19 protein-coding genes are annotated in these 19,242 nt (G+C 69.9%); 8 read left to right on the forward strand and 11 right to left on the reverse strand.

What is annotated here, in order from left to right:
• Positions 1 to 6 precede the first annotated feature (6 nt).
• The gene (locus tag OG542_RS21520; protein WP_311126477.1) at positions 7 to 786 is read right to left on the reverse strand and encodes an ABC transporter permease; all 780 of its coding nucleotides are present in this window, start codon (positions 784 to 786) and stop codon (positions 7 to 9) included.
• A complete protein-coding gene (locus OG542_RS21525; protein ID WP_328413054.1) occupies positions 783 to 1,703 on the reverse strand; it encodes an ATP-binding cassette domain-containing protein in 921 nt (306 codons plus the stop codon). The genes OG542_RS21520 and OG542_RS21525 overlap by 4 nt, the downstream gene beginning before the upstream one ends.
• Before the next feature lie 94 nt (positions 1,704 to 1,797).
• Between OG542_RS21525 and OG542_RS21530 the strand changes: the two genes are divergently transcribed.
• On the forward strand, positions 1,798 to 2,340 hold the full coding sequence (locus OG542_RS21530; RefSeq protein WP_328413056.1) for a GNAT family N-acetyltransferase: 543 nt from the start codon (positions 1,798 to 1,800) through the stop codon (positions 2,338 to 2,340).
• An 11-nt stretch (positions 2,341 to 2,351) separates the two neighbouring features.
• Here OG542_RS21530 and OG542_RS21535 read toward each other — a convergent pair whose 3' ends face one another.
• The 7 genes from OG542_RS21535 to OG542_RS21565 form a co-directional block, all read right to left on the reverse strand.
• Positions 2,352 to 3,881 carry a type IV secretory system conjugative DNA transfer family protein gene (locus OG542_RS21535; RefSeq protein ID WP_328413058.1) on the reverse strand — a complete coding sequence of 510 codons (1,530 nt, stop codon included), beginning with the start codon at positions 3,879 to 3,881 and terminating at the stop codon, positions 2,352 to 2,354.
• Positions 3,882 to 3,892: 11 nt separating this feature from the next.
• Positions 3,893 to 5,302, reverse strand: coding sequence for an ATP-binding protein (locus tag OG542_RS21540; protein ID WP_184599264.1), 1,410 nt, complete (start codon positions 5,300 to 5,302; stop codon positions 3,893 to 3,895).
• A gap of 6 nt (positions 5,303 to 5,308) precedes the next feature.
• Entirely contained in the window at positions 5,309 to 6,865 is a 1,557-nt protein-coding gene (locus OG542_RS21545) for an SCO6880 family protein (protein ID WP_193479600.1), read from the reverse strand.
• Positions 6,862 to 8,196 (reverse strand): hypothetical protein, encoded by a 1,335-nt coding sequence (locus OG542_RS21550; RefSeq protein ID WP_328413060.1) that lies wholly within the window; start codon positions 8,194 to 8,196, stop codon positions 6,862 to 6,864. Before OG542_RS21550 ends, OG542_RS21545 begins: the two co-directional genes overlap by 4 nt.
• The gene (locus tag OG542_RS21555; protein WP_328413062.1) at positions 8,186 to 9,016 is read right to left on the reverse strand and encodes a hypothetical protein; all 831 of its coding nucleotides are present in this window, start codon (positions 9,014 to 9,016) and stop codon (positions 8,186 to 8,188) included. Before OG542_RS21555 ends, OG542_RS21550 begins: the two co-directional genes overlap by 11 nt.
• A gap of 208 nt (positions 9,017 to 9,224) precedes the next feature.
• On the reverse strand, positions 9,225 to 9,533 hold the full coding sequence (locus tag OG542_RS21560; RefSeq protein WP_003991275.1) for a hypothetical protein: 309 nt from the start codon (positions 9,531 to 9,533) through the stop codon (positions 9,225 to 9,227).
• A gap of 535 nt (positions 9,534 to 10,068) precedes the next feature.
• On the reverse strand, positions 10,069 to 10,671 hold the full coding sequence (locus OG542_RS21565) for a TetR/AcrR family transcriptional regulator (RefSeq protein WP_184599268.1): 603 nt from the start codon (positions 10,669 to 10,671) through the stop codon (positions 10,069 to 10,071).
• A 72-nt stretch (positions 10,672 to 10,743) separates the two neighbouring features.
• On the opposite strand from OG542_RS21565, the gene OG542_RS21570 reads away from it, so the two are divergent.
• The 3 genes from OG542_RS21570 to OG542_RS21580 all read left to right on the forward strand — a co-directional run bounded on the left by OG542_RS21570 (position 10,744) and on the right by OG542_RS21580 (position 13,788).
• Positions 10,744 to 11,667: an oxidoreductase gene (locus OG542_RS21570; RefSeq protein ID WP_328413065.1), complete on the forward strand. Its 924-nt coding sequence runs from the start codon at positions 10,744 to 10,746 to the stop codon at positions 11,665 to 11,667.
• 187 nt (positions 11,668 to 11,854) lie between these two features.
• A complete protein-coding gene (locus OG542_RS21575) occupies positions 11,855 to 12,862 on the forward strand; it encodes a bifunctional lytic transglycosylase/C40 family peptidase (protein ID WP_311126470.1) in 1,008 nt (335 codons plus the stop codon).
• A 221-nt stretch (positions 12,863 to 13,083) separates the two neighbouring features.
• On the forward strand, positions 13,084 to 13,788 hold the full coding sequence (locus OG542_RS21580) for a phosphatase PAP2 family protein (protein ID WP_328413067.1): 705 nt from the start codon (positions 13,084 to 13,086) through the stop codon (positions 13,786 to 13,788).
• Between the two features lie 127 nt (positions 13,789 to 13,915).
• Here OG542_RS21580 and OG542_RS21585 read toward each other — a convergent pair whose 3' ends face one another.
• Positions 13,916 to 15,472: an FAD-binding oxidoreductase gene (locus OG542_RS21585; protein WP_328413069.1), complete on the reverse strand. Its 1,557-nt coding sequence runs from the start codon at positions 15,470 to 15,472 to the stop codon at positions 13,916 to 13,918.
• A 360-nt stretch (positions 15,473 to 15,832) separates the two neighbouring features.
• Here OG542_RS21585 and OG542_RS21590 point away from each other — a divergent pair, with 360 nt between their 5' ends.
• Together OG542_RS21590 and OG542_RS21595 are read left to right on the forward strand one after the other, a co-directional pair.
• Entirely contained in the window at positions 15,833 to 16,684 is an 852-nt protein-coding gene (locus OG542_RS21590; RefSeq protein WP_328413071.1) for a hypothetical protein, read from the forward strand.
• A gap of 85 nt (positions 16,685 to 16,769) precedes the next feature.
• Positions 16,770 to 16,952: a hypothetical protein gene (locus OG542_RS21595; RefSeq protein WP_311126467.1), complete on the forward strand. Its 183-nt coding sequence runs from the start codon at positions 16,770 to 16,772 to the stop codon at positions 16,950 to 16,952.
• A gap of 22 nt (positions 16,953 to 16,974) precedes the next feature.
• On the opposite strand, the gene OG542_RS21600 is transcribed toward OG542_RS21595, so the two are convergent.
• Positions 16,975 to 17,307, reverse strand: a complete 333-nt coding sequence (locus tag OG542_RS21600) for a metal-sensitive transcriptional regulator (RefSeq protein WP_261680954.1) — start codon at positions 17,305 to 17,307, stop codon at positions 16,975 to 16,977.
• Between the two features lie 204 nt (positions 17,308 to 17,511).
• On the opposite strand from OG542_RS21600, the gene OG542_RS21605 reads away from it, so the two are divergent.
• Both OG542_RS21605 and OG542_RS21610 read left to right on the forward strand, forming a co-directional pair.
• The gene (locus tag OG542_RS21605; RefSeq protein WP_062927701.1) at positions 17,512 to 18,132 is read left to right on the forward strand and encodes a DUF47 domain-containing protein; all 621 of its coding nucleotides are present in this window, start codon (positions 17,512 to 17,514) and stop codon (positions 18,130 to 18,132) included.
• 7 nt (positions 18,133 to 18,139) lie between these two features.
• Positions 18,140 to 19,138 (forward strand): inorganic phosphate transporter, encoded by a 999-nt coding sequence (locus OG542_RS21610; RefSeq protein WP_193479609.1) that lies wholly within the window; start codon positions 18,140 to 18,142, stop codon positions 19,136 to 19,138.
• Positions 19,139 to 19,242: the final 104 nt, after the last annotated feature.

A 19,242-nucleotide genomic window follows, 5' to 3' on the forward strand; every position in this document is an offset into this window, starting at 1 on the left:
CGCGTGTCAGACGTCTCGGCGGCGTAGGACCGTCGCCGCTACCGCGAGGGTCGCCGCCGTCCACAGGAGCATGGCCAGCAGGGCCGCGCTCGGGGACGTCGCGCCGGGCAGGGGCTGGGCGGTGGTGAGGGCTTCCAGGGCCTTGCCGGGGAAATGGCGGACGGCGTCGTCGACGATCTCGTACGGGAGCATGGCCAGGATCTCCGGGAGGATCATGACGAGGCCGATGAAGGCGCCGATGGCCATCGGGACGGAGCGGACCAGGGCGCCGATGCCGAGGGCGAGGACGGCGAGCAGGGTGAGGCCGGCCGCGTTGCCGGCGAGGGCGCGCAGGACGCCGGGGTCGCCGAGGGAGGCGGACTGGTCGGTGCCGGAGAGGAAGGACTGGGCGAGCGGGAACGTGAGGAGGTTCGTCGCCAGGGTGAGGGGGAACGCCACCGCGGCCAGGACGGCGGCCTTGGACCACAGGACGGGCAGGCGGCGGGGGACGGCGGTCATGGTGGCCCGGATCTGGCCGGTGGAGTACTCGCCTGCCGTGGCCAGGATGCCGAGTACGCCCAGGTTGATCTGCGCGAACTGGGTGCCGAGGAGGACGAAGAGGACCGTGTCCATCTCGCCTTCGCCGCTGCCGTCGTAGGCGGCGCCCAGCCCCGCGCCCATGGCGGCGGTGAGGGCGCTGGTCACGGCGAGGGTGATCCAGGTGGAGCGCAGGGTCCGGAGTTTGTGCCACTCGGAGCGCAGGACGCGGGCCGGGGTCACGCGGTAGGGGAGGGCCGTCGTGGTCATGCTGCCGCTCCTTCCAGGGTCGCCGTGTACTCGACCGCGTCGCGGGTGAGGTCCATGAAGGCCTCCTCGAGGGAGGCGGTGCTCGGGGTCAGTTCGTAGAGGGGGATGCCGTGGGCGGCCGCCGCGCGGCCGATGTGTTCGGCGCCCGTGCCGCGGATGTGGAGGGTGCCGGGGGTGTCGGTGGTGATGTCGACGCCGGGGGCGGTGAGGAGGCGTACGAGGGTGTGGGCCTGCGGGGTGACGACCTTGGTGGTGCCCGCGCCGGAGTCGCGTACGAAGTCGGTGACCGTGGTGTCGGCGAGGAGGCGGCCACGGCCGATGATGACCAGGTGTTCGGCGGTGAGGGCCATCTCGCTCATCAGGTGGGAGGAGACGAAGACCGTGCGGCCCTCGGCGGCGAGGGACTTGAGGAGGGTGCGGATCCACAGGACGCCCTCGGGGTCGAGGCCGTTGACCGGTTCGTCGAGGACGACGGTGGCCGGGTCGCCGAGGAGGGCCGCGGCGATGCCGAGGCGTTGGCCCATGCCGAGGGAGAAGCCCTTGACTCGGCGGTGGGCGACGTCCGTGAGGCCGGTGAGGGCGAGGACCTGTTCGACGCGTGCGCGGGGGATGCCGTGGGTGTGGGCGAGGGCGAGCAGGTGGTGGTAGGCGGTGCGGCCGGGGTGGACCGAGCGGGCCTCCAGCAAGGCGCCGACCTCGGTGAGGGGCGCGGGGTGGGCGGCGTAGGAGCGTCCGCCCACGGTCGCGTGGCCGCGGGTGGGGGCGTCGAGGCCGAGGATCATCCGCATGGTCGTGGACTTGCCGGCGCCGTTCGGGCCGAGGAAGCCGGTGACGGTGCCGGGGCGGACGGTGAAGGACAGGTCCGTGACGACCGTCCGGTCGCCGTAGCGTTTGGTCAGTTCGTGTGCCGTCAGCATGCTTCGATGCTCGTGCGTGCGGGGGCGGTGGGCGTCGGACCTGCGGCGGTAATCGGGGTGAGGGGTGTCGTACCCGGGTACTACCGTGGCCCGCATGAGCTATGTGATCCGGTCCGTGCGTGCTGATGAGTGGCCTGCGGCGAAGGAGCTGCGGCTCGCGGCCCTGCGGGACCCGGTGGCGCACCTCGCCTTCCTGGAGACGTACGAGGAAGCCGTGGCCAAGCCGGACTCCTTCTGGCAGGAGCGGACGATGGGGGCCGCCGAGGGGGCGGACCGGGCGCAGCAGATCATCGCCGAGGGGCCGGACGGGCAGTGGGTGGGGACGCTGACCGTGCTCGTGGAGGAGCCGGGGACGACGGACTGGGCCGGGTTCGAGGTGGAGCGGAAGCAGGGGCACGTCGTCGCGGTGTTCGTACGGCCCGAGGAGCGCGGGAGCGGGCTGACCGAGGTGCTGTTCGACGCGGCCCTGGAGTGGTCGTGGGCGCAGGGCCTGGAGCGGGTGCGGCTGATCGTGCACGAGGAGAACGGGCGGGCGCAGCGGTTCTATCGGCGGGCGGGGTTCCTGCCGAGCGGGGTGACCGTGCCGCTGGGGGACGCGGGGGAGCGGGAGTTGGAGTTCGTGCTCGAACGGGAGTGAGACCCGGGGGCCTAGACCGGCAGCTCGTCGTGTGGCCAGCGGGCGCGGCCCTGTTCTCGGGACCGGAGCAGGGCCAGGGTCGGCATGCCCCGGTCCGCTCCGGTGGCCAGCAGCTCCGGCAGCTGGGGAAGCGGAGCCACGGCTGCGACGTCGTCCAGGACGAGCGTCATTGGTGGGTCGAGGCGACCGGAGGATGACCGTTCGGCCATGTGCCGGCCGCGCTCGACCACGCTGGAGACGAGGGCCGTCAGGAGGGGCATCGCGCCCGGCTTCGTCCTGGGGTCCTCGATGGATTCCCCCACCACATAAAGCGTGCCCCCTTCGTGGACGAAGGAATCCAGGGCGAGGGCATCACTTCGATTGGGAGTGCAGGCCTCACGGATGTTGACCGTGGAGAGGGCCGTGAGGGCGCGGGTGGTCAACTGCTGGGCCATGTCCCGGCGTTCGGGGTGGGCGGTGAGAGCGCCTTCGAGTTCGCCCGCGGAGCCGGGGGCGGCCTTGGGATTCGTACGGAGGATGCGTACGGCGTCCTGGATCTGGGTGCCCTGGGACCAGCGGTGGACGTGGCGGATGGTGCGGCCGTCGATGGCCGCGGCGTGCAGATAGCTCCGCAGGAGTATCTCGGCTGTGTCGCTGAGGGCTTGGTCGAGTTTGGCGGTGGGGCGGACGGGGGTGAGGAGGGCGGTGGCTCTCGCGGTCGCCGTTGCCTTGTCCTCGCAGCCGGCTGTGGGGGACCAGTGGAGGCGGGACGGGGTGTCGCAGAGGTGGGTGGGGTCGTAGAGGTGGGTGGGGCCCAGCTTGGCTCTGGCGTCTTTTGTGTCATGCCAGAGGGCGGGGTTCGACGTGACGACTAGGGCTGCGCCCTCCGCGTCGCGTACCGCCTGGGCTGCGGTGGCTTGGCGGGTTTCCCTTGGGGCTACGAGGATTTTCTCCCACCCGCCCGCCCGTTCCTGGGCGAACGGAGATGCCGGGGGCGCGGGGACGGTTGCCGTAGCACCTGTTGCCGGCTCCGGAGGGTGGGAGCGAGGCGTCGGTACCTCGTGCTGCACCGCCGTGGATACGTGGTCCGGTGCTGGTGCCGGCACCTCGTACTGCGTCGGCGTCGGTGTGTCGTGTACGGCATCCACCGTCGGCGCCGGCCGTTCCTCCGCCGCAAGGATCTTCTCCTCCCGGCGCCTCGCCCGAACCGCCCTCCAGCGGGCCAGTGTGCCCATCACGAACACCGTCAGGACGACCAGGATCATCAACTGGCCGATGAACAGGCCCCAGAACAGGCCGTAGCCCGAGAGTTCGCCGGGGGGTGTGTCCGGCCAGGCGCCGGGGATGTCGTGGGGCTGGGCGATGAGGCCGCGCATGGCGAGGGGGGTTCGGGTGAAGGTGACGCCGGACGGCCAGGAGCCGTGGGCGAACCAGGCGGCGAGGCCGGTGGCCGTCCACACCAGCAGGGTCATGCCGAGGAGGAACGCGAGTATGCCGATCAGCAGGCCGTCGGGGATGCCTCCCTGGCCGTCCCGCTGGGTGCGGCGGTCGTCCGGTCTCACGCGTTCTCCCTCTACGCCACCGTCGATTCGGAGTCGCCCAGGTGGTGTTCCACGAAGGCCGCGGCCCGTTCCTCCGCCTCGAGTTCGGCGGCGCGCAGGGCGTCGTCCTCGAGGTCGGCGGAGGACTCGGTCATCGCGCGGTCGGTGAAGACCAGCGGGCGTTCGGTCTCCGTGATCAGGTGTTTGACGACCTGGACGTTGCCGTTGACGTCCCAGACGGCGATGCCGGGGGTGAGGGTCGGGATGATCTCGACCGCCCAGCGGGGGAGGCCCAGCACTCTGCCCGTCGCCCGCGCCTCGTCCGCTTTCTGGGCGTAGATCGTCCTTGTCGACGCCATCTTCAGGATGGCCGCCGCCTCTCTGGCCGCCGCGCCGTCGACGACGTCCGAGAGGTGGTGGACGACCGCGACGAAGGACAGGCCGAGCCGTCGGCCGAACTTCAGCAGGCGCTGGAACAGCTGCGCCACGAAGGGGCTGTTGATGATGTGCCAGGCCTCCTCGACCAGGAAGATGCGCTTCTTCCGGTCGGGGCGGATCCAGGTGTGCTCCAGCCACACGCCGACGATCGCCATGAGGATGGGCATGGCGATGGAGTTGCGGTCGATGTGGGACAGGTCGAAGACGATGAGCGGGGCGTCCAGGTCGATGCCGACCGTGGTGGGGCCGTCGAACATGCCGCGCAGGTCACCGTCGACGAGACGGTCCAGGACCAGCGCGACGTCCAGGCCCCAGGCCCGTACGTCGTCTATGGCGACGTTCATCGCCTCGGCCGACTCGGGTTCGGGGTGCCGTAGCTGCTCGACGATGTCGGTGAGGACCGGCTGGCGGTCGACGATGGTCTCGTTGACGTAGGCGTGCGCGACCTTCAGGGCGAAGCCGGAGCGCTCGTCCAGGCCGTGCCCCATCGCGACCTCGATGATCGTCCGGAGCAGCGCGAGCTGGCCCGTCGTCGTGATCGCCGGGTCGAGGGGGTTCAGGCGGATCCCCATGTCCAGCGCGGCCATCGGGTCCAGGCGGATGGGGGTTATACCCAGCTCCTGGGCGATGAGGTTCCATTCACCCACGCCGTCCTCGCCCTGGGCGTCCAGGACGACGACCTGGCGGTCGCGGAAGCGGAGCTGGCGCAGGACGTACGTCTTCTCCAGCGCCGACTTGCCGTTGCCGGACTCGCCGAGGACCAGCCAGTGGGGGGCGGGGAGCTGCTGCCCGTAGAGCTGGAAGGGGTCGTAGATGTAGCCCTTTCCGGAGTACACCTCGCGGCCGATGATGACGCCGGAGTCGCCGAGGCCCGGGGCAGCCGTCGGCAGGTAGACCGCCTGGGCCTGGCCCGTGGACGTGCGCACCGGGAGCCTGGTCGTCTCGACCTTCCCGAAGAGGAAGGACGTGAAGGCGTCGGTGAGGACGGACAGCGGGTCCCGCATCAGGTCCTACCTCCGAATGCCGGTGGCGAAGGGAAGGGTGTTCACGAAGGCGCGGTGGTGCTCGCGGTCGCACCATTCCAGCTTCAGGTACGACTTGCCTGCCGAGGCCCTTATCGTTCGTTTGTCGCGGGCGAGGGCGTCGGGGGTGCGCGAGGAGACGGTGATGTAGCCGACGAGGTTGACGCCGGCCGCGCCGCTGGCGAGGTCCTCGCCGCGCTGGTCGAGCCGGGAGTTCGCGGCGACGTCGCGCGGGTCGACGGTGCGGTTCATCTTGGCGGCGCGGGACGCCTCGGCCTCGTCGTTGGTCTTCTCGGTGAGCATGCGCTCGATGGCGACCTCGGTGGGTTCGAGGTCCATCGTGACGGCGACCGTGCGGATGACGTCCGGGGTGTGGACGAGGAGCGGGGCGAGGAAGTTGACGCCGACGGGGGTCATCGGCCACTCCTTCACCCAGGCGGTGGCGTGGCACCAGGGGGCGCGGGTGCTGGACTCCCGGGTCTTGGCCTGGAGGTACGTGGGCTCCATGGCGTCCAGTTCGGCCGGCCAGGCATTGCGTTTCGACATCGCCTGGATGTGGTCGATCGGGTGGTCCGGGTCGTACATGGAGTGGATCAGCGAGGACAGCCGGCCCTGGCCGAGCGGCTGCCGTACGCGGATGTCGGCCTCCTGCAGGCGCGAGCAGATGTCGGTCAGCTCGCGGGCCATGACGACGGCGAGTCCGGCGTCCCGGTCGACCTTGCGGCCGTGGCCGCGGGCGGCGCGGGCCATGGCGTTGGCCTCGGCGGCGAGCTCGCGCGTGTAGTGCATGCAGGCGACGAGGTAGGCGCGGTGCTGCTCGCTGCTGGTCGACACCATCGACTGGAGCTGGTCGTACGACTGCCGCAGCCACGGCGGTGACTTCTCGTCGCCGCGCACGGAGACGTCCTTGGCGTGCGCGTCCGGGTCGGCGGGGAGGGTGCGGGCGAGCATCTGCAGGCGGGTGACGAAGCCGTCGCCGTTGGCCACGTGCTTGAGCAGTGTGCCGAAGCGGTCGACCAGGGCTTCCTGGTCCTCGGAGTCGCGCAGGCCGACGCCGGGGCCCTCGATCTCGATGGCGGCGGTGACGGTCTTGCGGTCGGCGTGCAGCAGTACGGCGATCTCGTCGGGCCCGAAGGGGGCGGCCAGCCAGGTGACGCGGCCGATGCCCGGGGGCGGTCCGACCTCGACCTCACGGCCGTCCAGTCGCGTGCCGGCCTCGACGGCCGTCGAGCGGTAGGTGGTGCCCTGCTTGAGGGTCCGCTTGTAGCTGCGGTTGATCTCGAACCACTTGTAGAAGGTGCGGTGCTTGAACGGCACGTACACCGCGGCCAGCGCCAGCATCGGGAACCCGGCCAGCAGCACGATGCGCAGGGACAGCACGGGGACGAGGAGTCCGCACATCATGCCGAGGAACGCGCCCACGACGATCAGGGCGATCTCGCCGGTCTCGCGGTTGCGGCCGATGATCGCGTTCGGCCGGGCGCGGCCGATCAGATATGTACGGCGGGGCGTGACCGGATGGGACACGTGGGACTCGGTCGTCAACGCCCTTCACCTCCCGTGCGGTTGCTGCTGCTGTTGCGGGTGTTGCTGGCGTGGGGGGTGTTGACGGGGCTGCTCGAGCGGGGTGCGGGCGCGGCGGAGGGGACGGATCCGCCGCCGCCGTTCGAGGGGCGCGAGCTGTGCGCGGCGACACCGCCGGAGGCGGGGTTCGAGGGGCGGGGAGCGGAGGACTGGCCGCCTGAGCCGCCCTTGTTGTCCGCGCGGGAGCTGTGGGTCTTGATGCCCTGCGCGACCAGGGTCGCCGGGGAGCTGATGACCGCGGCGGCCTTGCCCTCGGCGCCCTGCATGAGGCGGTTGTTGCGGGAGCCGGCGATCTCGTCGCCGAAGCCGGGGACGAAGCGGTAGATCATCGCGCTGGCGAAGATGGCGAGCAGGATGATGGCGAGGCCGGAGACGACGGCGGAGAAGGCGTCCGGGCCGTCGTCGGCGGAGAGCGCGCCGGCGAGGCCGAGCACGATGACGATGACGGGCTTGATCAGGATCACCGCGATCATGATGCCCGCCCAGCGGCGGACGTGGCCCCACAGGTTCTTGTCGACGAGGCCGGCGTAGACGACGGTGCCGAGGAGGGCGCCGACGTAGAGCAGGGCGGCGCGGATGACGAGCTCCAGCCAGAGGACGCCGGCGGCGAGGATGCTGACCAGGGAGACGACGATCAGCATGATCGGGCCGCCGCCGATGTCCTCGCCCTTCTTGAGGGCCTCGGAGAACGTGCCGAAGAAGGCGTCGGTCTGGTCGCCGGTGGCTTTCGCGAGGACCTCGGTGATGCCGTCCGTGGCCGATACGACGGTGTAGAGGATCAGGGGGGTGAAGGCGGAGGCCAGCACGGTCAGCCAGAGGAAGCCGATGGCTTCGCCGATGGCGGTGCTGAGGGGGACGCCGCGGACGGCTCGCTTGGCCACGGCCATGAGCCAGAGCAGGAGCGTGAGGACCGTCGAGGCGGCGAAGACGACGGCGTACTGCTGGAGGAACTTGGGGTTGGTGAAGTCGACGTTGGCCGTCTCCTTCACGGCGACGCTGAGCTTGTCGACGGTCCAGGAGGCGGCTTCGGCGCAGCCCTTGGCCAGGGAGGAGAGGGGGTCGAGGGTGGAGGTGGGGTCGAGGCGGGAGGTGCCGCCTCCGCCGCTGCCGCTGCCGGTGTCGCCTTCGCAGATCTCTCTGGCCCTGCCGGAGAGCAGGGAGCAGTTGTCGTCGCTGGGCGTGGGCGAAGGCGTGGGCGCCGCGACCGCTCGGGTGGCGAGCAGGACCACGGTGGTCTGTACGGCTGTGAGGGTGGCGGCGAGCTTGACTGCGCGGCGCGGGCTACCGGGCATACGTGAACCCTCCGAACTCCTCGACGGCCTTCGAGATGTCGTCCGACGTCGACACCTTGTTGTCGCCGTTGACCGGCGCGGGGCCTTCCTTCTGGGAGAAGCTGTCGACCTTCCAGTCGCCGTCGGTCCAGCGCAACCGCAGGGTCATGGTGAACCAGTCGTTGGTGACCGGGTTCTGCGAGCTCTCCCCCGTCATCCCGAACACGCCCGTGCACCAGACCTCGACGGTGGCGGCGCTGCCCGAGTATTCGGTGGTCCTGGTGCCGACCGGCATGGTGCGGGAGACATACGTGCTGCCCTTCGGCGCCTCGCCGTTCTCGTCCAGGCCGACCTTGTCGAGGAACGCCTTGTCGTACACCTGGTCGAGGTTTCTCTCCAGTTCGGAGACACGGCCGGTGTCGAACACCTGGCGGACGATCTCGGTGCGCCGCACGGGCTTGAGGATGTCGGCCGAGACCAGCACCACGGCGTAGTTGGCCGCCGCGCTCTCCGCCCCCTCCTGGTTCTGTGCGAAGCCCGACGGGATGCCGCCCGACTTGGACTGGACGGGGCGTTGGCCCGAGGGCGCCGTAGCCGCTGTCTCCGGCTTATTCGCGGTCGAGTCGTTCTTGTCGGCATCGCCGCCCCCGCGGTTCGCGAAGGCGATTGCCGCGAGGAGGAGGACCACTACGCCGACCACCGTGACCAGGCTGCGGGACGAGGAGCGGGGGGTGCGGCGGGGGGTGCCGTAGGCGTCGGGGTCGGAGTCGGGCAGGCGGGTGCGGGTCTGGCCCGTGCCGCCGTAGCCGCCCGAGGCCTCGTTCTCGTCACCGAGACTCATGCCGCGTACGCCCCCTCGACGTCGTGCGGAAACACTTGGTACCGGTCGTACTTCTCATACTCCTCGTACGACGGTAGCCGTGCTGGTTCCCGCGCGGGCGCGGTGTGGTGACTCGACATCAGGGAAACGCAACCTCAGCCGGTGGGCACGACGGGCGGGTGGGATGGAGAGGAGCCGGGCGTGCCCGGCCGGGCGGACAGTGCCCGGGCTACACGGCCATGCCGTACACGATGGTGAACAGCGTGCCGAGGGAGCCGATGATGAAGACTCCTGTGAGGCCGGCGATGATGAGGCCTTTGCCCTGTTCCGCGCTGAAGGTGTCCCGGAGGGCAGTGGCACCGATGCGCTGCTTGGCCGCGCCCCAGATGGCGATGCCGAGGCAGAGCAGGATGGCGACCGCCATCACGACCTCGATCATCACCTTGGCCTCGTTGCCCAGGCTGCCGAAGGGGCCCCAGTCCGGAGCGATCCCGCCGATGATCGTGTTGATGTCTCCCTTGTCGGCCGCAAAGAGCATGTAAGTCACCGCCCCTGTTGGGTAGTTCCGTACCCTCTGCGGTCGTGCAGAGGTCAGGCCTCATTCTCGCCGACAATGACGCTGTCGGATGTCGACTTGGCGTCATTGATTGGCGGGTTTCGTACGAATACCTTGCCACCGTTCCGTGCCGGCCCCTAGGGGAGGCGACGGACGGTGCGCGAAGGATCGTATGGTCACTCTGTGTATCACGGCAGGTCACGACGGGCAATGAGGCCTGAGCGAAACCTGTCGTGAGGTTCCGTCGTTGTGCCTTTTTACGGCCTGTGTCACCTTTACAGACCGTTTTTGACGGTCGGTCGGGTGAAGGTCGCGCCCGTGTTCTCCGGGTGAAGGCTACCGAACGCGGCGAACGGGCCGCGGCTGGGATGTCGCGGCCCATTCCTCTCCTGCCGGCCTCGGGGGCTCCACGGCCCCAGGCGGCGTCCTTCGGTGACGGTCCGTCACGGGGTGGGAGGGGGCCGCCGGTGAAGGCGCCGAGTCCCTCGTGGGTGCGGCTCGACCCGAGGGGCCCGGTTCAGCGGGGCTTGAGGCCGTGCAGGAGGAGGTGGACGAGTTCCTCGATGCCGTCCAGGGCCGCCTCGGGGGCGAGCATGCCGCCCGCCGCGAAGGAGGCGATGCCCTGGAGGGTGGCGCCGGTCAGCAGGGTGAGGTGCTGTGGGTCGCCCGCGATGATCTCGCCGCGCTCCTGTGCGTCGGCGATGACCCGCTCCAGGGAGCCCACCGTCCGGTCGACGGCCGCGGCCATCTGCTCCGAGGCGTCCGGCTCGTGCTTGCGGGCGTACATGAGCTCCAGCAGCTCCGCGTTGTCGATCGCGAAGGCGAGATAGCTCCGGGCGAGGGCGGTGAGCCGCTGTTCCAGCGGGAGGGTGGCGTCGTCGGCGCCGTCCAGGGCCTGGCCCAGCCGGTCGTATCCGGCGAGCGCCAGGGCGTTGAGCAGGGCCTGCTTGTCCTTGAAGTGGCGGCCGGGTGCGGCGTGGCTGACGCCGGCCTCGCGGGCCAGTTCGCGCAGCGAGAGCGCGCCGGCCCCCTTCTCCCGCAGGGTGCGCTCGGCGCCGGCGAGCAGGGCGGAGCGCAGGTCTCCGTGATGGTAGGGGCGGCTCTCGGGCATGCGCACCATCGTATCCCGATGTTGATGCCGTCATCATTGTAGTCATTGACAGCATTGTTGGCGGCGCCTACATTCGAGAGCATGGCTGAGCAGAACACGAAGAGCAACGAGACATGGAACGCGCGCCGCCTGCCCGACCTCACCGGCCGGACCGTCGTCGTCACCGGCGCCAACAGCGGCATCGGTCTCACCGCGACCGACGCGCTGGCCCGGGCGGGGGCGCACGTCGTCCTCGCCGTGCGGGATCCGGAGCGGGGGCGGGCCGCGGCGGCGACCGTGCACGGCAGCACCGAGGTGCGCCGCCTGGACCTGGCGGACCTCTCCTCCGTGCGGGAGTTCGCCGAGGCCTGGCGGGAGCCGCTGCACGCGCTGATCAACAACGCCGGCGTGATGATGCTCCCCAGGCAGCACACCAAGGACGGCTTCGAGATGCAGTTCGGCACGAACCATCTCGGTCACTTCGCCCTGACCAACCTGCTGCTGCCGCACATCACCGACCGCGTCGTCACGGTCTCCTCGGGCGCCCATCGCTGGGGTGGCGCGCGGATCGGCTTCGATGACCTGGACCTGACGGCGAACTACACGCCGCAGCGCGCCTACGCCCAGTCCAAGCTGGCGAACCTCCTGTTCACCCTGGAACTCCAGCGCCGGCTGGCGGAGTCGGGCTCCACCGTCCGCGCCCTGGCCGCCCACCCCGGCTACTCGGCCACCAACCTCCAGAGTCACGCGGCCAGTCCGGCGGCGCGCGCCTTCATGCGCCTCGGCAACAGGTTCCTCGCGCAGGACGACCGGGCGGGTGCCCTCCCCACCCTCTACGCCGCCACCCAGGACCTGCCCGGCGCGAGCTACGTCGGCCCCGACGGCCTGGGCGAGATGCGCGGCGCCCCGACCCTGGTGGGCCGCTCCCGCGCGGCCAGCGACCCGCAGACGGCTCGTCGGCTGTGGCGGGTGTCGGAGGAGCTGACGGGCACGCTGTTCCCGCTGGCCGTGGGGGAACCGGCGTAAGAGGGGTGGGTCACCCGCTCCTGTGACGACCCCGTGCGCCGGTCCCTCCGGGCGTGCTTCCGCCGTGCCGCCCGTGCCGTGGCCGGTTCTTCCTTCCGCCCCCGACTCTCCTCTTCGTGATCATTCCTGAGTGCGGCAGCCCCCTCTACACTGACCAGGCGACGGACTCGCGTGCGGTGAGGGGCGGTTGACGGTGCGTAAGGCATGGATCGTGGCGAGTGTTGCGATCAGCTCCGCCCTGGCCTTCGTGATGCTGCTCGTCGTAGGGGTCTACATCGTCGCCGGGAACCTGGCCAACGGCGTGGGCGGTGGGGCGAAGGCGCTGGCCAAGGGGGCCGTGCCCGCCGCGTACTCGGACCTGGTGCAGAAGTGGGGCAACCTCTGTCCCGCCATCAGCCCGGCCCTGCTCGCCGCCCAGCTCTACCAGGAGAGCGGGTTCAACCCGAGGGCCCAGAGCCATGCCGCCGCGCAGGGGATAGCGCAGTTCATCCCCGGCACCTGGGCCTCGCACGGCATCGACGGGGACAAGGACGGGGACCGGGATGTGTGGGACCCCAAGGACGCGATTCCCTCTGCCGCGTCGTACGACTGCGAACTCGCCTCGTACGTGAAGAAGGTTGGCGGAAACCAGACCGAAAACATGCTGGCCGCGTACAACGCCGGGGCGTACGCGGTGATCAAGTACGGGGGCGTGCCGCCGTACAGCGAGACCCGGAACTACGTGAAGCGGATCACGACGCTCTCGGAGAGCTTCGCGGCGCCCGTCGGGCGGGTCGACCCCTCCGAGCAGGCCGCCGGCGCGATCGAGTACGCGCAGAAGAAGCTCGGCACGCCCTATCTGTGGGGCGGCACCGGTACCGCTGAGCAGGGTGGACGCTTCGACTGCTCGGGGCTGACGCAGGCCGCCTACGAGACCGTGGGCATCAAGCTCCCGCGCGTCGCCAACGACCAGTACAACGCGGGACCGCACCCGAGCCGGGACGAACTGCTCCCCGGCGACCTCGTGTTCTTCTCGGACGACCCCACCAATTCACGGGCCATCCGGCATGTCGGTATTTATGTCGGAGGCGGGTACATGATCGACGCGCCGCGTACGGGTGCTGTGATCCGGTTCGACCCGATCGACACCCCCGACTACTTCGGAGCCACCCGAGTCACCGAAGATGGCGCGAAAGCACTGCCCACGACGGTGTGAGCCGAGCGTGAACCCACCCCCTGAGCTGCGAAGACGTATCTCTCTTCGATAACGTCTGCGTGATCATTCGGTGGAGTGTGGAACGTATCAACGGGGACCATGCGTTCCTGATGACGTAGCCGAGCGGACGTCAGTGCGGAAGCGGATCTACAACCACGGGGGTGGCAGGAGCGGCGCACGCACAGGTGCGCCCGAGAGACGACGAAGGGGCCCGCAGCACCATGGCTGGACTCGCCGAATCCGGGTCGAACCCTGACGTCGACCTGCTCTACGACATCAATGGCCTGGCCAAGGACGCGCCGGGGTGGTTCGACCGGGTCATGGAGTTCGTGGGCGAATACGGGCTGCTGCTCGCCATCGTCCTGCTCGTGGTCTGGTGCTGGTGGACCGTGCGACGCCGGGGGGACGAGGACGCGGCGTCCTCTGTCGCGGCGCTGGTCTGGGCGCCGCTGGCGGCGGGGATCGCCGTGCTGGTGAACGTCCCGATACGGGGGTTCGTGGAACGGCCGCGGCCGTTCCTCGACCATCAGGGGCTCGAGGTGCTCGTCTCCGGCAAGACCGACTACTCGTTCGTGAGCGACCACGCGACGATCGTCATGGCGATGGCGGTGGGGCTGTTCGTCGCCCACCGGAAGTTCGGGCTCGTCGCGTTGGTGCTGGCGGTGTTCGGCGGGTTCATCCGTGTCTACATGGGTGTGCACTATCCGACGGACGTCGTGGGCGGGTTCGCGCTGGGTACGGCTGTGGCGTTGCTGTTGTCGCCGGTGGCCATGGCGTTGCTGACGCCGGTGGTGCGGGCGGTTGAGCGGTCGGCGCGGGTGGGGTGGCTTGTGCGGGGCCGCGGGCGCGGGGCCGGTGACGGGGAGGGTGCGGTGATTCCCGGGGCTCGGCGGGAGCAGGCTTCTGAGCGGGACCTTGCTGCGTAGTGACCGGCGTTTCTGCTGAGGGCGGGTCGGTGCGCAGCCCGGCGTGGCGGGGTGCCGCTGCGCCCACCCGTGCCGCCCCTAGCGGCACGCATGCCCGCAGCTAAGCGGGACGGTGCCCGCAGCTGGGTCAGAGTGCTTGTGGGTACGTGAAGAAGTGGTTCGGGTCGTACTCGTTCTTCAGTTTGGTCAGGCGGGTTGCCGCTTCTCCGTAGTACGCCTTGCGCCAGTTCGGCAGGGTCGGGTCCGTGTAGTTCTGGTAGGCCGCGCCTGAGGCGTGGGGGCGCATGGACTTGTGGGCCGAGGCCAGCCAGTCGCGGGCCGTGGCGCCCGTCGTGGCCGGGCGCCAGGCGGCGATGTACTGGGCCAGCATGCGCGAACGGCGGTGGACGAAGGCCGTGGACGTCGGGGAGACGCGGTTGACCGCTCCGCCCAGCGCGGTGAGCGCGATGCTGCCCGTGCCGCCGCGTACCGAGCTGATCTGGGACAGCAGCGTGCGGATGCCGGCCGCGGAGAGGGAGCGGTCGAAGAAGTCCGACGCCGCGGCGTACGTCTCGCGGCCCAGCGCGCCCTTCGGGGAACGGCCCGGGGTCGAGCCGGGGAGATGGCACTGGGCGTCCGTCGGGAACGAGGAGCAGCCGGCGTACACCTCCATCGACTCCTCGTAGGAGCGCCGCTTCAGGGAGACGCTGCTCGCCGGGGCGCCGACGCGGTCGGCGAGGCGGTCGACCGCGTTCTTGAGCTCGCCGTAGGTGCCGAGGGAGAAGGCCGCGACGGAGACGGTCGGCCTGCCGCCGGCTGCGCTCGCCAGGTGGAGGGACGACCAGATCTCGTCCGGCTGTGACGGGCCCCACTCCTGCCAGGCCTTCACCACCGCGGCCGCCTTCGACGAGGGCCAGGACAGGTACGCCGAGACGCCCTGCGGGGCCGGGTGGGTCTTGAAGTGCAGTTCCGTCACGACGCCGAAGTTGCCGTTGCCGGCTCCGCGCAGGGCCCAGAAGAGGTCCTTGTTCTCGCGGGCGTTGGCGGTGAGCTGCTTGCCGTCCGCGGTGATCAGCGTCGCCTGGGTGAGGCTGTCGCAGGTCAGGCCGTACGCGCGGGAGACCACGCCGTGTCCGCCGCCGAGGGTGAGGCCGGAGACGCCGACGGTGGGGCAGGAGCCGGCGGGGATCGTGACGCCCTTCGCGGTGAGGGCACGGTAGACGTCGATGAGTTTGGCGCCGGCGCCGACCACCGCGGTGCTGCCGGAGGACCGGACGCGGTTGAGTTTCGAGACGTCGATGATCAGGCGGCCGTTGCCGGAGGACCAGCCGGCGTAGGAGTGGCCGCCGTTGCGGATCGCCACGCGCAGGCCCTGGGCGTGGGCGTAGGACAGGGCCGTGCGGATGTCGTCCGGGTGGTCCACGTACGCGACCGCGGCGGGCTTGAGGGTGTCGAAACGGGTGTTGTAGAGCTGCCGGGCCGTGGTCCAGGCGGTGTCGCCCGGGCGGACGAGGGGGCCGTCGAGGTCGCGGGCGAGGGCGGACCAGTTGGCGGCGGTGACGTTCGACTTCGTGCCGGTGGCCGCGGTCCTGGCGGTGGCTCTGGCCCCGGTGCCCGTGTCCGACTTCGTGCAGGCGGTGGTGAAAGGGGCTGCGGCCGCGGCTATGCCTGCCGTGCCGGCTGCGAGGAATGTACGCCGTTCCATGGGGCCTCCCGGTGGTTCCGTCGTGGGAGACGGGGCCGTGGGGGTGGGGGTTCCATGGTGTTCGGCCTTGTCAGCCCGCCGCGTGCTTCTCCGCGTCCGTGCGCGCCTGGCTTCTCGCTCTTCTCGCCGGGCCTCGCCAGCCGCAGGTGCAGTGGGCCATGCAGAAGCGGCCCTTCTCCGTTGTGCTCGTGAGGTGTTCCGGCCCGTCCTGCTGCGCCACGCGGACCACGTTACCCATCCCAGGTAAAGGGTTCGCATGGCGGCGGCCGCGTGCTCGCGTGACGGGGGGCACATACCCGTCGTTATCAGGAAACAACGAGGGGGCCCGTGACGGACGTACCGGCTGGGGGTAGGCAGGCGATGACTGGGCGGCAGCGGGAACGATGGCACAGGCGGACGGGTGCGGCGGTCGTCGCGGCCGGGATCGTGGCCGGGGTGGGGCTGGGGGCCGGCGGGTGTTCGGGCGGTGACGCGGCCGCCGGGGACTCCCGCGGCGGGGACCCGGTCGTCGTGCTGCACCGGGCCGCCGACCGGCTGGTGGAGGCGGGGAGTTCGAAGGCCCGTACGTCGATGGAGATGGCGGCCGGCGGGACCCGGGTGACCATCCGGGGCACCGGGGTCTACGACTACCGGAAGCGGATGGGGCGGCTGAAAGTGCTGCTGCCGCAGGATCCCGCGGGGGCCCTGGAGCATCGGCCCATCACCGAACTGCTCGCGCCCGGGGCGTTGTTCATGAAGAACCGGGGCGCCGGTGTGCCGCCGGACAAGTGGGTGCGGGTGGACACGCGGACCCTGTCCGACGGGAACCTCGTCACGGGCGGGGCCACCGATCCGTTCGCGGCGGCCGAGGTGCTGCGCGGGACGCGGTCGGCGACATACGTGGGCAGGACCGAGGTCGCGGGCACCGGGGTGCGGCACTACCGGGGGACGGCGGATCTCGTCGATGCCGCGAAGCGGGCCTCCGGTGGCAACAAAGGGGCCCTGGCCGCTGCGGCGAAAGGGTTCGCCACGGCCGAGGTGCCGTTCGACGCCTACCTCGACGACGAGGGCCGCGTCCGCAAGGTCCGGCACCGGTTCAGCTTCGCGGGCGGGCAGCAGAAGAGACCCGTCGCCGTCGCCTCGACCACGCTGCTCTACGATTTCGGGGCTTCGGTGCGCGTACGGTTGCCGGACGACGACGACATCTACGCGGGCAAGATCGCCGAGAACTGACCGGCGTGAACTAGCCCGTCCGTGCCATGCGCGGTGTGTAGGCCGCTCCCTACTCTAGGAAGTCGGTAACGGCAGAGACGAGGTGATGCACGTGGCTCCGGTCGGCGGTACGGCAGTTCAGGACCACGTGGCCCTCGCCGAGATCGAGCTGTGCGGAGAGCTGATCATCGCGGCCTCGGCCGCCCACGAGGAGCGGCTCAGCCTGGAGAGCATCGACGAGGTGCTGAAGGTGGCCGAGGAACGTAGCGCCTCGGCTTCCAGGCGGTAGCCGGTTCCAGGAGGTAACCGGCTCACGTCCGCAGCATGCGGGCGATCGCCTGGGTCGCCTCCTTGACCTTCGCGTCGATCTCGTCACCGCCCTTGAGGGCCGCGTCGGCAACGCAGTGGCGCAGGTGCTCCTCCAGCAACTGCAGCGCGAAGGACTGCAGGGCCTTGGTGGAGGCGGAGACCTGAGTGAGTATGTCGATGCAGTAGACGTCCTCGTCGACCATGCGCTGCAGGCCGCGGATCTGGCCCTCGATGCGGCGCAGGCGCTTGAGGTGTTCGTCCTTCTGCTTGTGGTACCCGTGAACACCGGCGTCAGTGACATTTTCGACATCGGTGGCGTCGGTCACGTCCGTCATCGGATCCTCCTGGTGGGCAGTGAGCCGACTTATACCCCTAGTGGGTATATGGTACCGAACTTTGCTGGGTATACGGCCCCTCGGACCGCCCCCGTGCTCACCACTGTGCCCGATGGGCGACACTGGGGGGCGGCCCGATAGCCGTGGCCGAATGATGCGCCTAGCATCGGCCTGACCGAAACCGAAGCACCCCGAGGACCCCACGTGCGCTTTCGTCTGACCCCCAGGGAGACGAGCTTCTACGACATGTTCGCCGCTTCCGCGGACAACATCGTCACGGGCTCGAAGCTCCTGATGGAACTGCTCGGGGCGGACGCATCCGCCCGGGCCGAGATCGCAGAGCGTATGCGGGCAGCGGAACACGCAGGTGACGATGCCACGCACGCGATCTTCCACCAGCTGAACTCCTCGTTCATCACGCCGTTCGACCGCGAGGACATCTACTCCCTCGCCTCGTCCCTCGACGACATCATGGACTTCATGGAGGAGGCCGTCGACCTGGTCGTCCTCTACAACGTCGAGGAACTGCCCAAGGGCGTCGACCAGCAGATCGAGGTACTGGCGCGCGCTGCCGAACTGACGGCCGAAGCCATGCCGCATCTGCGGACGATGGAGAACCTCACCGAGTACTGGATCGAGGTCAACCGGCTGGAGAACCAGGCCGACCAGATCCACCGCAAGCTGCTCGCGCACCTCTTCAACGGCAAGTACGACGCCATGGACGTGCTCAAGCTCAAGCAGATCGTGGACGTGCTGGAAGAGGCGGCGGACGCGTTCGAGCACGTGGCTAACACGGTGGAGACCATCGCCGTCAAGGAGTCCTGAGCCCTACATGGACACCTTCGCTCTGGTCGTGACCATCGCGGTCGCGCTCTTCTTCACGTACACCAACGGCTTCCACGATTCGGCGAACGCGATCGCCACGTCCGTGTCGACGCGGGCGCTGACGCCGCGGGCCGCGCTGGCCATGGCCGCGGTGATGAACCTCGCCGGCGCGTTCATGGGCTCCGGGGTCGCCAAGACCGTCAGTGAGGGGCTGATTCAGACGCCCGTCGGGTCGAAGGGGATGGGGATCCTCTTCGCCGCGCTGGTGGGTGCGATCGTCTGGAACCTCATCACCTGGTACTTCGGACTGCCTTCTTCCTCCTCGCACGCGCTGTTCGGCGGCATGGTGGGTGCGGCGCTGGCCGGCGGGACGACGGTCTACTGGAGCGGGGTGCTGGAGAAGGTCGTCATCCCGATGTTCATCTCTCCCGTGGTCGGTCTGCTGGCCGGCTATCTGGTGATGACCGCGATCATGTGGATCTTCCGCAAGGCCAACCCGCACAAGGCCAAGAGGGGTTTCCGCATAGCCCAGACCGTCTCGGCCGCGGGTATGGCGCTGGGGCACGGTCTGCAGGACGCGCAGAAGACGATGGGCATCGTGGTGATGGCGCTCGTCATCGCGGATGTCGAGGACTACGGCGATCCGATTCCGGTGTGGGTGAAGATCGCCTGCGCGGTGATGCTGTCGCTGGGCACGTACGCCGGTGGCTGGCGGATCATGCGGACGCTGGGGCGGAAGATCATCGAGCTGGACCCGCCGCAGGGGTTCGCGGCGGAGACCACCGGCGCGTCGATCATGTTCACCACGGCGTTCCTGTTCAAGGCGCCGATCTCCACGACGCATGTGATCACGTCCGCGATCATGGGCGTGGGCGCGACGAAGCGCGTGAACGCCGTGCGGTGGGGCGTCGCCAAGAACATCATTCTGGGCTGGTTCATCACGATGCCGGCGGCCGCGCTGGTCGCCGCGGCGTCGTACGGGATCGTGAGTCTGGCCTTCCTCTAGACGGCCGCCTGGAGCGCCGAACCCATACAGCACGCGAAAAAGGCCCGCCCCTGGGAGCAGGGGCGGGCCCTTTTTCGGCCTCGCGGTGGCACCGCCATGCAGCA

The sequence above is a fragment of the Streptomyces violaceus genome (genome assembly GCF_036014075.1).
Taxonomy (GTDB): Bacteria; Actinomycetota; Actinomycetes; order Streptomycetales; family Streptomycetaceae; genus Streptomyces; species Streptomyces violaceus.

Coding starts and splice junctions, on each gene's coding strand:
- OG542_RS21565 (WP_184599268.1), bottom strand. CDS start 10,671: ATGGTGCGCATGCCCGAGAGCCGCCCCTACCATCACGGAGACCTGCGC.
- OG542_RS21560 (WP_003991275.1), bottom strand. CDS start 9,533: ATGCTCTTTGCGGCCGACAAGGGAGACATCAACACGATCATCGGCGGG.
- OG542_RS21550 (WP_328413060.1), bottom strand. CDS start 8,196: ATGCCCGGTAGCCCGCGCCGCGCAGTCAAGCTCGCCGCCACCCTCACA.
- OG542_RS21610 (WP_193479609.1), top strand. CDS start 18,140: ATGGACACCTTCGCTCTGGTCGTGACCATCGCGGTCGCGCTCTTCTTC.
- OG542_RS21530 (WP_328413056.1), top strand. CDS start 1,798: ATGAGCTATGTGATCCGGTCCGTGCGTGCTGATGAGTGGCCTGCGGCG.
- OG542_RS21525 (WP_328413054.1), bottom strand. CDS start 1,703: ATGCTGACGGCACACGAACTGACCAAACGCTACGGCGACCGGACGGTC.
- OG542_RS21590 (WP_328413071.1), top strand. CDS start 15,833: ATGACTGGGCGGCAGCGGGAACGATGGCACAGGCGGACGGGTGCGGCG.
- OG542_RS21600 (WP_261680954.1), bottom strand. CDS start 17,307: ATGACGGACGTGACCGACGCCACCGATGTCGAAAATGTCACTGACGCC.
- OG542_RS21585 (WP_328413069.1), bottom strand. CDS start 15,472: ATGGAACGGCGTACATTCCTCGCAGCCGGCACGGCAGGCATAGCCGCG.
- OG542_RS21555 (WP_328413062.1), bottom strand. CDS start 9,016: ATGAGTCTCGGTGACGAGAACGAGGCCTCGGGCGGCTACGGCGGCACG.
- OG542_RS21580 (WP_328413067.1), top strand. CDS start 13,084: ATGGCTGGACTCGCCGAATCCGGGTCGAACCCTGACGTCGACCTGCTC.
- OG542_RS21570 (WP_328413065.1), top strand. CDS start 10,744: ATGGCTGAGCAGAACACGAAGAGCAACGAGACATGGAACGCGCGCCGC.
- OG542_RS21520 (WP_311126477.1), bottom strand. CDS start 786: ATGACCACGACGGCCCTCCCCTACCGCGTGACCCCGGCCCGCGTCCTG.
- OG542_RS21540 (WP_184599264.1), bottom strand. CDS start 5,302: ATGCGGGACCCGCTGTCCGTCCTCACCGACGCCTTCACGTCCTTCCTC.
- OG542_RS21595 (WP_311126467.1), top strand. CDS start 16,770: ATGCACGTGGCTCCGGTCGGCGGTACGGCAGTTCAGGACCACGTGGCC.